The organism is Thermoflexus hugenholtzii, assembly GCF_018771565.1.
Classification (GTDB): domain Bacteria; phylum Chloroflexota; class Anaerolineae; order Thermoflexales; family Thermoflexaceae; genus Thermoflexus; species Thermoflexus hugenholtzii_A.
In genome coordinates this window covers 2,324,842-2,338,526 of the sequence record NZ_CP076326.1, presented here as the reverse complement: position 1 = coordinate 2,338,526, position 13,685 = coordinate 2,324,842, and the positions used below count along the sequence as shown (strand labels likewise).

Here is a 13,685-nt window from a genome sequence, read left to right as displayed (position 1 = left end):
CTCCCCGACGATCTCCTACCCGAGGTGGAGAAGTCGACTGAGGAGGGCACGGGGCACCAGCCTGCCCCGGAGTCGGAGCCATCGCACCCTCCACCCCCGGCTTCGAGGAAGATCAGCCAGGGTGCGCACCCGCAGGGCCCGGCGGACCGCTCCGGGGGTCCAGCCCGGAGGGAGGGGCGCGTGCACCGTCACCGTCCGCCCGGGGGGCAGATCGAAGAAGTTGTCGCTGAAGACGATGTCGGCTCCCGGGAGCATGAGCGTGACGAAGCGGGCCAGGGCGCGGGCGCGCAGGGTGATCCTCATGGTTTCTCCTTGAGCCTCCACTTCCACCATCAGGCCGGGATCCGGCAGGCGCAGGTCCTTCTCAGGGGCGAAGAGGGCCACACGCAGATCCTGCCGCGTTCCTTCCTCCCACCGCTCCGCCACGAAGGCCAGCGCCCGCCGATGGCGGCGCCGCCATGCCCCGACCTCCACCACGCGGATGAGGTTCCCTTGCAGCGGGGGCGCTTCCGCAACTTCTTCCCCTCGCTCGAGCACCTGCCCCTCGAAGGTCTCCAGGGACCAGCGGATGGTCCCCCGCCAGGGATGAGGGGTGTCGTTTAAGAGAAAGATCTCCACATGGTCCTCCTGCGCGTCCAGGGAGAGGGCGATAGGGGCAAAGAAGCGGCGGGCCGCGTAATGGAGGGCTTTCCATCGGCCGTAGACATCCAGGCTCGACCAGGAGATGGCGGGCCAGGTGTCGTTGAGCTGCCAGTAGAGGGCCCCGCCGCACCGGTTGCGGTGGCGCCGCCAGTATTCCACGGCCTGCCGCACGGCCTCCGCCTGGGCGATCTGGGTGAGCCAGGCCAGATCCTCCAGGTCCTCCGGGATCGGGAACCGCTCCGTGAGGTAATACAGGAGCCGCTGCATCCCGCCTGGGTCCCGCTGGCGGCGGCGGAGGGCAGGCGCGCGGAGGGTGGGATGCGGGGACAGTCCAAAGGCGGCGAGGGTTCCCGAGGTCGGCAGCGACTGCAGGCCGAACTCGCTCACGAACCGGGGGATGCGGGCCCGATAGGCGGCGGTGGGGGCCAGGCCGTGCCAGACCCGCCAGAGGTGGGCGTCGCCCCGTCGGTCGCCGTTGACTTCCCGGCGGAAAGCTCCGGAGGAGGGGGAGCCGGGCCAGTAAGGCCGGTCGGGGTCCTCGGCCCGGACCCATTCGGGGAGCGTGTGGTAGAAGAAGCGCTCGTGGGCGGCAGCCAGGCAGGCCAGCTCCGCTCCCCGCCTCCAACCCTGCCAGCGCCACAACGGCCATAGCATCTCGATCTCGTTGTTGCCGCACCAGAGGGCGAGGGAAGGGTGATGCCGCAGGCGGCGGACGTTCTCGCTCACCTCCGCCCGCACCTCCTCTAAAAATTCCGGCTCGTCGAGGGGATAGAGCATGCAGGCGAAGGGGAAATCCTGCCAGACCAGGATCCCACAGCGATCGCACAGGGCATAGAAGCGGTCATCCCCGTAGCCCCCGCCGCCCCAAACCCGCAGCACGTTCATCCCCGCAGCGGCCGCGCTCCGAACCAGCCGATCCAGATCCTCCTCCGGCACAAAAGGGCTTCGGGCGTCGAGCGGGACGACGTTCGCGCCTTTGGCGAAGAGGGGGACGCCGTTGACGACGAAGACGAAGGATTCGCCCCACGCATCTTTCTCCCGCTGAAGCGCCAGCGTCCGCAGCCCCAAGACCTCCCGCCTCCGGTCCAGAAGGCGATCCCCGGATCGCAGCTCCGTCTCTACGACGTAGAGAGGCTGCTCCCCCAGCCCGTTGGGCCACCAGCGATGGGGGCGCAAGACGGGCAGCTCCGCCGTGAAGGCCTCCTCCTCCACGGGAAGCTCCCATCGGGTGACGTTGCCTTCCGGAGCCATCAGGGTGATCCGCATGGAGAGGGGAAGATCCCGCCAGCGTTCCACCCGTGCTTGAAGCGCCAGGGTCACCCGCTCCCCGTGATGGTGCTGGCGGATGTGCAGATCGGCGATGCGGGCGATCGAGAACCCCTCCAGGGCCACGGGGCGCCAGATCCCCATCGGGGGGAGCTCCGGCCCCCAATCCCAGCCGAAGTGGCTGGGTGCCTTGCGCAGGTGGGCGACCCCGGGGTGTCCGAGGCCGGGGAGGGGGCGGCGGCGGTGCTGCGCCCGGACGAAGGCGAGGGGCGAGCGCAGGCGGATGAGGAGGACGTTGACGCCGGGACGGAGCAGGGGCTTCACCGCCCAGCGATACGAGCGGAACATGTTGCGGGCCTCGCCCAGGCGTTCCCCGTTGAGGAAGACCTCCGCCACGGTGTCCAGCCCTCCACACACCAGCTCCACCCGCTCCGCGGCGGCGAGGGCAAAGTCAGACTGGAAGGCGCAGCGGTATTCCCAATCCTTCTCCGCAACCCAGGCGGCGTGGCGCAGACCATCTCCGAGGAAAGGGTCCGGGATCCGGCCGAGGGCGAGCAGATCCAGGTGGACGCTGCCGGGCACCCGCGCCGGCAGCCATTCCGTCCCGTCCGCGGATCGGAACCACCAGGGCCCGGAGAGGATCTGACGGTGCATCGCTTCCCGTTGCCTTCCGAATCATCGAGGGTGAGGGGAGGGGAAGGAGGATTCCGATCCCAGGCGCTCCCGGAAGATGGCGGAAGGGCCCCCGGATCTTCCGGCCCCTCCAGCTCCTGCAGGATGCGCTCCCGCTGCGCGTTCCTTCCTCTGCCACCGGAAGGACGGAGCGGGGGGCAAGGATGCGTCTCGATGTCCATCATACCTCCGAAGCCCGGGAGGGGCGAACGCGAAGGGTTTCCTCCCAGGCGGCGGTCAACGACCGGATGTCCGCGAAGACCAGGTCAGGCTGGATCGAGCTTTCGGCCAGCCTCTCCGGAGTGGTCGCTCCGGAGAGCACCAGGATGGTGAGGAGGCCGGCGCGCTTCCCGCCCAGGATGTCGGTGGGCAGCTGGTCGCCGATCACCGCGGTGGTCTCCGGGGCGGCTCCCATTCGCTCCATGGCGATCTGGAACATCAGGGGCTCCGGCTTCCCCACCACCACGGGGGCGACCCCTGTGGCCCGCTCCAGGAAGGCGAGGGTGGCCCCGTTGCCCGGATAAAGTCCATCCTCCCCCGGCCACACCGGGTCCGGGTTGGTCCCAATGAAGCGGGCGCCGTTCCAGATGGCCCGGGCGGCTCGAGCCAGCTTCTCATACGTGAGCCCCCAGTCCAGGCCGACCACCACGAAATCGGCATGTTCTTCGTCGACCACCTGAAAGCCTGCCTCGGTCAGGGCGGCGCGGAGGGCCCGTTCGCCGATCACCAGCACCCGGGCGCCCGGGGAGGCGACCCGCCGGAGGTAGAGGGCGGTGGCGTCGCAGGAAGGAAGCACCTCCTCGGGGCGCACCGCCACGCCGAAGCGGGCCAGCTGCGCGACGTAATCGTCTCGAGAGCGGCTGGCGTTGTTCGTGGCCAGGATGAAGCGGATCTCATGGCGGCGCAGGAAATCGAAGAAGTCCGTGAGGCCCTCCATCGGCCGTTTCCCGCGCCACAGCACGCCGTCCATGTCGATGATCAGATGACGGATGTGTTGCAGGCGCTCCATATCGGAATCGCTCCGGGGCAGGGTGGATCGGGACGTTTAAGTTTACAGGTTACGGATCGTCTCTCGATAGGCTTCCGGGGTATCGATGTCCATCACCCAGGAAGAATCGGGCACCGGGACCACGGCCACGGCCTCCGGAAAGGCGCGCACGAGGGCTCGTCCCCCCTGCTCGCCTTGTAGTGTCATCAGGGCCGGGAACAGGGGGCGGGCGAACAGGGCCGGCGGACGGGGTTCTCCCTCCAGCATGCCGACCACCATCGGCCGTCCGGTGGCGCGATGGATCTCTATGAGCCGGTTCAGCCAGCGCGGGCGCACCAGCGGTTGATCCACCTGGAGGAGGACGAAAGCCTCGACGCTGGGGGGCAGCGCCTGCAGGCCGGCCCGGATCGAGCCGCTCATCCCTTCCTGCCAGTTCGGGTTCTCGACGATCTGGACGGGCAGCCCCTGTAAGGCTTGCCGCACGGCCTCGGCCTGCGCCCCCACCACGACGATCAGGGGATCCAGCCCGGCCCGCCGGGCGAGGGTGGTCACGTGACGGACCAGCGGGCGGCCGTGCCAGTCCGCCAGGGCTTTGGGGCCGCCGAACCGCCGCCCCTCCCCGGCGGCCAGCACGATCCCAGCCACCCGGGGAGCTGCCGGTCCGACGAGGGCGACCGGGTCGCCCCCTACGAGGGCCACCACACGCTCGAAAGCAGTCTGTGGGAGCGCCACGCACACCCTCTCGAAGGCTTCCGGATCGAAGGTGCGCCCCCGGGTGAGGATCAGGAGGCGGCGGGCCCCGGAGGGGATCCCTTTTTGCCCACCCTGCGGATGGGAGACCAGAGCCGCCAGCCATTCCGGTGTGACCGGGTCCTCCGGGTGCCCGCCGAGGTGGGCGAGGGCGAGGGCGCTGCGATGAGTGGCCGCGTCGATGGGGCGGCCGATGGCCTCCAGGCTGGCCACCACCGCCACGGCGTCGACCTCGGCGGGCAGGGCCGGCTCATGGTCCGCCGGCCACTTCAGCGCCATCCGGCGCGCGCCGTCCGCTTCGATCAGCCAGGAGGCCTCCGGCATCCGGAGGATCAACCGGTCGAGGTGCTCGGGCGGCGGCCCCTGGATCTTCCAGGGATGGGCCGGGTAGGGACCGTTCGGAGGCTCCGCGAGGGCCTCGACCCGCCGGGCTCCGAGAACCCAGCGGGGGAGACGCCGGAAGAGGGCTCGGAGCAGCTCCGGAGAGGGTGCCTCGCTCAGCAGCAGGCCGATCCCTTCCGGGAGCACCGGCTCCACGATATGCGTGGTGGTCGTCCACACCGCTGGGGCGTCCGGTCCTCCCAGCTCGTGCAGGAGGCGCCAGGCCGTTGTGGTTTTGCCACCGGCTCCGACGAAGGCGATCACTGCGCCGGGCGCCAGCCCCAGCGCCTCGTGGAGGGCAGCCGGCGCGGCCCGGACGGTCAGGGCCTCCCTCATGCATCTCCCTCCGGAAGGGGGAAGCGGCGGCGGAGGAACTCCCAGGCGACCCGGTCGATGGCATCGCCGGGCTGCCAGCGCTCCTCCAGGTTCTCGATGCCGAACAGCGTCTCCAGGGCGCGGCGGGTGGCCTCGTCATAAACCCCGGTGATCTCGCCGGTGTAAAGGCCGACGTGGCGCAGCAGGCGCTGGATCTCCTGGGCCAGCGCGGCGTCAATGGGGATCCGGTCTTCCGGCCGGGGGGTCCCGAAGTAGAGGTGATGGAGCTCCACCAGATCCTTCAGCTTCGCCACCGGGTCCGGGTCGTCGTCCACCCGGAGGTCCATATAGCGGTCGTTGAAGCCGCCGTAGCCGCCGCCCTCGCGGACCACCAGGATGGCGGCGGACTGGCGGCCGCGGCGGTCGCCGCCGGCGCGGTCGCCGGCGAGCAGGGCGGCGACCAGGCGATCCGCCAGTTCTCCGGTCGCTTTCACGAAGGTCTCGGCCATGGCCTCCAGGGTGCGCGCGTCCACCAGGAGGTTGCCCTGGCAACAGAACCCTTCGCCGATCCGGTGGCCGGCCCACGGGAGGCATTCGGCGCCGGTGAAGGCGGCAGCCCGGCCGGCCCGGTCCACCAGGCCGACCTGACGCTTCTCGCGCTCGGGGTCGGCGGCAAGGAGGTGGGCCAGGGTTTCTTCGGCGGAGAGCCCCTCGGCCATCCGATCCAGGCCTTCGGGGCCGAAGCGGGTGTTGGCGTAGGACTGGGTGGCGACTGCCCCGGCGCCGGCCCGGGCCCAGGGCACCACGGCGCCGGCGGCCAGGAACTTGGAGGCCACGGCCACGCCCCACTCCTGGCGGGCCGGGTCGAAGGCCACGATGGAGAAGGTGGCGCACGGGAACATCTTTGCCTCCCGGGCCTGAAGTCGTTATGGAAAAAGATGCCCTCCGGTCGGCGCAGGGCGATCGCGGGGGGCTTTCACCCCGAACCTCGGATCTTCGACGGCGCAAGAGTCGCGGCGGAAGCCGCTCCTACCGACATCGATCTGGATGGCGCAAGGGTCGTGGCGAGAGCCGTTTCTACTCGGTCACCACCGGGATGATCATCGGACGGCGGCGGGTGTGGCGGTAGAGATAGTCGGCGAGGGCGTTCTGGATCCGCTGGGCGAGGGCCTGGCGGGACTTCCCCTCCCCGTTCGCCGAGCGCACGGTCTCGAGGATCAGCTCCTCGGCTCCCGCGAGCAGCTCCTCCGCCTCCCGGGCGAAGGTAAACCCGCGGGTGATCAGCTCCGGCCGCCCGATGATCCGCCCGGTGCGGGGATCCCGCCGTACGATGGCGACCACGAACCCTTCGCGGGAGAGGACCTCGCGCTCCCGCAGCACCTCCGGGCCGATATCGCCGATGAGGGCCCCGTCCACGAAGACGTAACCACCGGGCACCCGCTCGGCGATCCGCCCCTGGCCGTCCCGGAACTCGATGACCCAGCCGTTCTCCACGGTGAAGATGCGCTCGGCCGGGATCCCCAGCTCCATGGCCAGGCGGGCGTGGGCCTTCAGATGCCGGATCTCGCCGTGGATGGGGATGAAATACTGAGGCCGGACCAGGTTGATCATCAGCTTCAGCTCTTCCTGGCTGGCGTGGCCGGAGACGTGCACGGGGGCGATCGGATCATAGAGCACATCGGCTCCCCGCTGGAAGAGCCGGTTGATGGTTCGATGCACCATCTCTTCGTTGCCCGGGATCGGGTGGGCGGAGAGGATGACCGTGTCGCCCGGCACGATCTTGAGCTGGGGATGCTGGCCGGCGGCCATGCGGGCCAGCACCGAGGAGGGCTCCCCCTGGGCCCCGGTGGTGAGGATCACCACCTGAGACGGCGGATACCGATCCACCTCGTCGAGGCGGATGAGCACCCCGGGAGGGATCTCCAGATAGCCCAGCTTCTGGGCGATCTTCACGTTCTCCAGCATGCTGGTCCCGGCGAAGGCGACCTTGCGCCCGTGGCGGACCGCGGCCTGGATCACCTGCTGGAAGCGGGAGATCAGGGAGGCGAAGGTGGCCACGATGATGCGGCCCTTCGCCTGGCGGAACGCGGCGTCGAAGGCCGGGTCGATCACCCGCTCCGAAGGCGTCCAGCCGGGGCGGTCGGCGTTGGTGCTGTCGGAGAGCAGAGCCAGCACCCCCCGCTTGCTGAACTCCGCCAGGGTGGCGAAATCCGTCGGCTTGCCGTCCACCGGCGTCTGGTCGAACTTGAAATCCCCGGTGTGGACGATCAGGCCCGCCGGGGTGGTGATCCCCAGCCCCACGCCGTCCGGGATGCTGTGGCAGACCCGGAACAGCTCCACGGTGAAGGGCCCGATGGTCAGCCGGTCCCCGGCCTGCACCGTGTGCAGGGTGACCCCCTCTGTGACCTTCGCCTGCTTGAGCTTGACCTCGATCAGCCCCCGGGTCAGGGGCGTGGCGTAGACCGGCGCCGGGATCTCCCGGATCAGGAACGGGAGGGCCCCAATGTGGTCCTCATGGCCATGGGTGACCACGATGGCCCGCACCCATGCCTTCTTGTCCCGTAAATACTGCCAGTCGGGGATGATGAAATCCACCCCCAGCATGTCGTTCTCCGGGAACATGATCCCGGCGTCGATGATCAGGATGTTGCGGCCATATTCGATCGCCATCATGTTCTTGCCGATCTCCCCCAACCCTCCCAGGGGCACAATCCGTAACACCTGAGCCATTGTGCAATTCGCCTCCTGCGTAGAACAGTTCAGATTTCGCTCTCCTTGCAATGTTACACCGCCTGCTTATCCCATGCAGCGGGCATCTCAACGCCCGCGTAGATCCTTCCTGAAACGAAAAGGCCGCCAGCGCCCCCTCGGGCATCCGGCGGCCCCATCCCGAATCGCCTGTGAGCAGGTCTTTCGCTTCCTTCATCATTCCCTATTGTAGGAGATCTTTTGCGATCCGTCAACTCCGCTCGCCTCCGGGGTGTGTCCCAAAATCGTAGGACAACTGTCGCAGTTGTCCTACAAGGCGGCCAGGCCCAACAAAAGCGGTCCTTCCCCTTGGCGGGGGACGGTGTTTTGTGTTATAAACAAGGCTCGGTTTCTCAACCATACCAGTGGCCGTTGAGGTGTCCTCGGCCTGGGCGGCGAAGGGGGAGGCGCAGGATCACCGGATGTCTGCCCGGAAGAAGCGAAACCCCTGGCATCGGAGGGACGGATGATCCCGAATCGCACGCGGGCCCGGTTGCGCGACGGAGCGGCGACCGTCGGCGCCTGGCTGGGCCTGGGCAGCCCCTACGCGGCGGCCCTGATGGCCCGCCTGGGCTTCGACTGGCTGGTGGTGGACACGGAGCACAGCCCCTTCAGCTACGACGCCATGGCCCAAAGCGTGATGGCCATCCTCCCCACCGGCACCACCCCTCTGGTCCGGGTGCCGTGGAACGACCCCACATGGATCAAGCTGGCCCTGGACACCGGGGCGCTGGGGATCGTGGTGCCGATGGTGATGAACGGCGAGGAAGCCCGGCGGGCCGCGGAGGCCGCCCGCTTCCCACCCCGGGGGATCCGCTCGGTCGGGGCCTGGCTGGGGCCCCGCCTGCACGGGGCGGACTACCTGCAGGCTATCGACGACGAGGTCCTGGTGGTGGTCCAGATCGAGCACATCCGGGCAGTGGAGCGGGCCGACGAGATCTGCGGAGCGGAGGGGGTGGACGTGGTGTTCATCGGCCCCAATGATCTGGCCTCCTCGATGGGTCTGCGAGGGAGGGACTTCCGGGAGAACCCGGCCTGGGAGGAAGCCGTCCAGACGGTCCTGCGGGCTGCCCAGCGGGCCGGCCGGCCGGCGGGGATGATGTGCATGTCCGTTGAGGAAGCCGTGCACCGGCGGGCCCAGGGCTTCCGGTTCCTCGCCGTGGCCTCCGACGCCCGCTACATCGAACAGATGGCCGGGGAGATCCTGCGACGGTGGAACAGCTCCCTTCCATAAGACGATCTGCGAATGATTTGTGTGGAACCTCAAAGAAAGAGGCCCGGCCGCGCGGCCGGGCCTCTGCGCTCTGGGGAGGGAGGACTCGAACCTCCACCCTCGGCTCCAAAGGCCGGTGTCCTGCCCCTTAGACGACTCCCCACCACTTTCTCATTATAGCGCGGCGTCGTCCTCGGGGCCAGCGCCAGCCCCCCGGGTGTGTCCCAAAATCGTAGGACAACTGCTCGCAGTTGTCCTACAAAGCGGCCAGGCCCGACCAAATTGGGACACACCCAGCCCCCCTTCACGGCTGGTGCGGGTTGAAGGTCCGGATGAAGGCGATGATGTCCGCCAGATCCTGGTCCGTCAGGGCCGGGTTGCCCCCCTTCGGCGGCATATCCACCCCCGTCGTGTTGGCCGGATCCGTCGCCGGCCGCCCCTTCTTGATAAACTCCAAAAGCTGAACGTCCGTCTGCTGCCGCACGAAGGCACTGGTCGTCAGATCCTGTCCCAGCCCCGGCAGCCCCTTGGCGTCCGCCCCGTGGCACGAGGCGCAGGTGCCCAAAAACAGCTCCTTCCCCTTCTCCGCATCCCCCTTCAGGGCCACCGCCGCCGGCGCCGCCTCCCCGCCGCCCGATGGGCGCGAGGCGGGCGCCCCGCCTCCGCACGCGCTGCCCGCCATCAGGATCCCGAGAAGCACCAGCATCCCGAGCCGCCGTCGATCCATGGCCATGGCCTCCTCATCAGGGATTCATTTCCTTCACCGTCACGGTGACCGGTTTCTCCCCGCTCTTCTCAAAGCGAAGCGTCAGCGTGAAGGTGTCCCCGACCTTCAGATCGCGCCGGAGCCCGATGAGCATGACGTGAAGGCCCCGGGGGCGGAACTCCACCTGACCCCGGGCCGGGATCTCCACCCGGGGGACCGGAACCATCTTCGCCACGTCACCTTCCATTCGGGTCTCATGAAGTTCGACCTTTTCTGCCACATCCGAGGTCGCTCCGATCAGGGCATCCGGCTGATCCCCCTCGTTGCGGATCACGAAGTACACCGCGCTGGTGGCCGCCCCGCCGTGACCCCCATGGCCCTCCCCCATGGACATCCCCCCGCTCATCGCCGGGCGAGCCCACGGATCCACAATCCGAATCTGGGGGCCAGAGGCCCCCGGCGCCCCACACGCGACCAGCGCCAGCAGGAGACCGCCTGCGAAGGCTACGCGCAAGATCTGGATCCAGGACATCGCGACACCTCCGTGCAGAGTGTCGTTAAAATGAGCTCCTCAGCGCCACGTCCATCGGAAGCGGCACCGAGGAGGCCGGCCGCTCCCGCACCAGCCGGCGGATCTTCTCCATGGCCTCCGGCAGCTCGGTTCGGCTCCCGGGCAGCAGCGCCCGCACCCGCCCCTGACGGTCCACCAGGAAGAGGCGATCGGTGTGGTTGATGAAGTAAGTCGCCGCCCCGGCGGAGGCGCCGGGCGTGGCGGCCGGCGTGCCGTTGATCACATACACCCGCTCCGTGTAGATCCCCAGCGCCTCGGTCAGATGACGGATGGTAGAAGGATCGCCGGTGAGGAAGGCCCAGTTCGTGAAATCCACCTTGCGGGCCTGGGCGTAACGCCGCAGGACCTCCGGGGTGTCCCGCTCGGGATCGAAGGTGATGGTGACGAAAAAGACCTGATCCGAGAGGCCCTCCGCAGCCACCTGCTCCTGGAGCTCCCGCATCCGGGCGGTGATCAGCGGGCAGACGTCCGGGCAGTGGGTGTAGATCATCCCCAGGACCACCACCTTGCCTCGGGTCTGTCCCAGCCAGAACGTGCGACCCTCCTGATCTGTGAACGGCCAGTCGGGGACGGTCATATACACCGGCAGGGACTCGGCCCGGGCGTCCAGGGCGATCTTCACCGCCCCTGCCGCGGCCACCAGAAGCAGACCGATCCCCACCCCCAGCCAGAACCCGCGCGGCATCCCTTTGCCTCCTGAAATTCCGGATCTCCCGTCCTAATTTTCTTCCCTTTTTCCTCTTTCCTCTCCATACAGAGGGGGCGGACGACGAGAACGTCCGCCCCCTTCGAGGTCAATGGTCCCGCCGATCAGGGCCTCAGCGGATGGGCACCGCGCTGGAGGGAAGGTAGCCGTAAGCCGAGAACGGCGAGACCTGGAGCACCTGGGTGATCACCGGCGTGTAGGAGAGCACGATGAGGACGGCGGCCACGGCCAGCCACACCCGCCAGCGCTCGAAGGCGAGAGGAGCCTCGGCAACGGTGTGCAGGGCCTCGGCGATGGGCACCTCCACCGCAGCAGGCTTTCGGGAGAACCAGAGGGTCATCGCCATGTTCAACAGGAACAGCACCCCGGCGATGAACATCAGCGTCCCACCCACCGCCGCCATGATCAGGAACGGCATCCATTCCGGCAACAGATACGGCGAGAAGCCCAGATTGGTCCGCCGCGGCTCGCCCTCCAGCCCACCGCGCATCATCCCCACGGCGAAGATCATCACCCCGACGAACCAGAGATACACGTTCGCCAGGGCAACCTTCCGGCTCCACAGGGCGCGGCCGGTCAGGTAGGGGACCAGCCAGGTGGCCATGGCCATGAAGGTCAGGGTCACCGCCGTGCCCACCGTGAGGTGCAGGTGGCCGGGGACCCAGGAGGTGTTGTGGACCACCAGGTTGACGTTGTAGGAGGCGTTGACGATCCCGCTGATCCCGCCGAAGACGAAAGCGATCATGGAGAGCGTTGCGCCAGCGAAGGCCGGCTCTCCCCACGGAAGCCGGAAGATCCAGTCGATCCACCCCCGGCCGCCCCGCTGCCGGCCGGCGTATTCCAGGGAGGCCATCAGGTTGAAAGCGGTCAGCAGGCTGGGGATCGTCACCAGGAACGTGCCGAAGGCGTGCAGCAGCTTCCACTCCTGCCCGATGGCGGGATCGGCATATTGATGATGCACCCCGATGGGGGTGGAGAAGATCAGCAGCATCAGGAAGGCCAGGCGCGCCATCGGATCGCTATACAGCTTGCCGCCAGCCAGGCGAGGAACCATCGTATACCAGACCACGTAGGCCGGCAGCAGCCAGAAGTAGACCAGGGGATGCCCGAAATACCAGAAGAGGGTCCGGGCCAGCATCGGGTTGGTCTGCTTGACCAGGCCCAGGGACCAGGGGAGCAGCAGGAAGAGGACCTCGATGGCCACCCCCAGGGTGGCGATATACCAGAGGACGAAGACCACGATGGATCCGAAGGTCATCAGCGGCGTGCGCTGCCCCGGGTTCTCCCGACGCCAGGCCACATAAGTGAGGATCAGGTTGGCCCCGCTGACCCAGGAGCCCACGATGAGCAGGGTGGCGCCCAGGTAGAAGGCCGGATGGGCCATCAGCGGCGGGTAGAACGTGTAGAGGACGTTGGCCTGGCGGGTGAGGATGGCGTAGCCAGCGGAGATGACCCCCACCGTCATCAGCCCGAACCCCGTCCACCCCAGGGCCAGGCTGTAGAGGGGACGCCCGAGGGAGGCCCGCACGGCCACCGCGAGCAACGCCACGATGTTGAAGGTGGTCCACACCAGAGCGTTCAGCACCCCATGGAAGGTCAGGCCCTGGTAGTAGTCATACAAAGGCGTGGGGGGCAGCAACTTGGCCCGGCTGAGAACCTGAAGCAGGCCGAAGAGAATGCCTACCGCGATGGCGATGTAGGCCACATACAGGTGCCAGCGGATCAGCCGCTTCTCGCCTTCGGAGATCGCAAGGGCTCCCATCGCAACCTCCTTGAGAGGCAGAGGTTCCGTCTCACAAAGCCTTGCGGATGATGTCGGTGACGGAGATCACCCCCAGCAGCCGCTCCCGGATCACCGGCGCCCGCCGGATCCCGGTCAGGGCAAAGAGACGGGCCACGTTCTCCACGGAGAGGTCCGGGTTCACCACGATGCAGGGCTTGGTCATGATCTCCCGCACCAGCACGGACTGCGGGCTCAGGCCCTGGGCGACGACCTTGTAGACGATATCGGTCTCCGTCACGATGCCGTAGGCGTCCTCCTCATTGGCCCGCTCCACGATGAGCGCCCGCAGGCCCTTCTCTTTCATCAGGGCCACCGCCTCTGCGACCGTGGCGGAGGGCTCAATGGTCACCACCTCCGTGGTCATGATGTCCTTCGCTTTCAGCCCCATGGCGCACCCCCTTCGCGTATGGCTTCAGCGGGCCCAGCACGCCAGCGCCGAGGCCACCGCCCGTGGCGTCGGGAGAGAAGGCCCCTCCGCGGCCCGCGGCTCGACGATCACCTTCGCCGACATGGCGTGGTGGCCCGTCCCGCAATACTCATGGCAAACGATCAGATACTCGCTGGGCTGATCGAAGCGGACCTGTGCCCGGTTCACCACACCAGGCACAGCCATCATGTTCACGTTGGTGTTGAGGATCTTGAAGCCGTGCTGCACGTCCTTGCTGACGAGGTTGAAGGTCACGAGGGAGCCGGCGGGGACGCGGATCTCACGAGGGTTGAAGGCCCACATCTGAGCGACGACGTTGACCACATACCGGCCGGGGGCCACCTCCTGGACGGCGGGCTGATCGAAGGGCGGGATGTCCGTCACGCAGGTGGGCACGCGGATCCCCAGGCCGAAAGCGCCGACGACGATGGCGACGAAGAACGCGGTCATCAACAAGCCGGCGCCGAAAACCGCCACGCGCTCGAAGGGATCGTGGATCATCCCTCACCTCCGCGGA

The 13,685-nt window shown here is 68.1% G+C and carries 11 protein-coding genes, 1 tRNA gene and 1 pseudogene; 1 reads left to right on the top strand and 12 read right to left on the bottom strand.

Annotated elements, in window-relative coordinates:
* Positions 1–15: 15 nt before the first annotated feature.
* From KNN16_RS10585 to KNN16_RS10565, 5 genes are all read right to left on the bottom strand, one after another.
* Positions 16–2,562, bottom strand: a complete 2,547-nt coding sequence (locus KNN16_RS10585; protein ID WP_303896817.1) for a glycoside hydrolase family 2 protein — start codon at positions 2,560–2,562, stop codon at positions 16–18.
* Between the two features lie 199 nt (positions 2,563–2,761).
* The gene (locus KNN16_RS10580) at positions 2,762–3,589 is read right to left on the bottom strand and encodes an HAD-IIA family hydrolase (protein WP_303896816.1); all 828 of its coding nucleotides are present in this window, start codon (positions 3,587–3,589) and stop codon (positions 2,762–2,764) included.
* Between the two features lie 42 nt (positions 3,590–3,631).
* The gene (yqeC, locus tag KNN16_RS10575) at positions 3,632–5,035 is read right to left on the bottom strand and encodes a selenium cofactor biosynthesis protein YqeC (RefSeq protein WP_303896814.1); all 1,404 of its coding nucleotides are present in this window, start codon (positions 5,033–5,035) and stop codon (positions 3,632–3,634) included.
* A complete protein-coding gene (locus KNN16_RS10570) occupies positions 5,032–5,916 on the bottom strand; it encodes a DUF1028 domain-containing protein (RefSeq protein ID WP_303896813.1) in 885 nt (294 codons plus the stop codon). The genes yqeC and KNN16_RS10570 overlap by 4 nt, the downstream gene beginning before the upstream one ends.
* Before the next feature lie 175 nt (positions 5,917–6,091).
* Entirely contained in the window at positions 6,092–7,744 is a 1,653-nt protein-coding gene (locus KNN16_RS10565) for a ribonuclease J (RefSeq protein WP_299287679.1), read from the bottom strand.
* Between the two features lie 484 nt (positions 7,745–8,228).
* Here KNN16_RS10565 and KNN16_RS10560 point away from each other — a divergent pair, with 484 nt between their 5' ends.
* On the top strand, positions 8,229–8,996 hold the full coding sequence (locus KNN16_RS10560; protein ID WP_303896812.1) for an HpcH/HpaI aldolase/citrate lyase family protein: 768 nt from the start codon (positions 8,229–8,231) through the stop codon (positions 8,994–8,996).
* A 70-nt stretch (positions 8,997–9,066) separates the two neighbouring features.
* On the opposite strand, the gene KNN16_RS10555 is transcribed toward KNN16_RS10560, so the two are convergent.
* The 7 genes and pseudogenes from KNN16_RS10555 to KNN16_RS10525 form a co-directional block, all read right to left on the bottom strand.
* Positions 9,067–9,138 (bottom strand) — tRNA-Gln (locus KNN16_RS10555).
* A 141-nt stretch (positions 9,139–9,279) separates the two neighbouring features.
* Complete coding sequence (locus KNN16_RS10550; RefSeq protein WP_303896810.1) at positions 9,280–9,702, bottom strand: cytochrome c; 423 nt, start codon at positions 9,700–9,702, stop codon at positions 9,280–9,282.
* A 16-nt stretch (positions 9,703–9,718) separates the two neighbouring features.
* A complete protein-coding gene (locus KNN16_RS10545) occupies positions 9,719–10,213 on the bottom strand; it encodes a copper chaperone PCu(A)C (RefSeq protein ID WP_303896809.1) in 495 nt (164 codons plus the stop codon).
* Positions 10,214–10,238: 25 nt separating this feature from the next.
* Entirely contained in the window at positions 10,239–10,937 is a 699-nt protein-coding gene (locus KNN16_RS10540) for an SCO family protein (RefSeq protein WP_303896808.1), read from the bottom strand.
* Between the two features lie 133 nt (positions 10,938–11,070).
* Complete coding sequence (locus tag KNN16_RS10535; RefSeq protein ID WP_303896806.1) at positions 11,071–12,720, bottom strand: b(o/a)3-type cytochrome-c oxidase subunit 1; 1,650 nt, start codon at positions 12,718–12,720, stop codon at positions 11,071–11,073.
* Positions 12,721–12,757: 37 nt separating this feature from the next.
* A pseudogene (locus KNN16_RS10530) lies at positions 12,758–13,129 on the bottom strand (CBS domain-containing protein); the annotation flags it as partial.
* A 24-nt stretch (positions 13,130–13,153) separates the two neighbouring features.
* The gene (locus KNN16_RS10525) at positions 13,154–13,669 is read right to left on the bottom strand and encodes a cytochrome c oxidase subunit II (RefSeq protein ID WP_303896802.1); all 516 of its coding nucleotides are present in this window, start codon (positions 13,667–13,669) and stop codon (positions 13,154–13,156) included.
* Positions 13,670–13,685 lie beyond the last annotated feature (16 nt).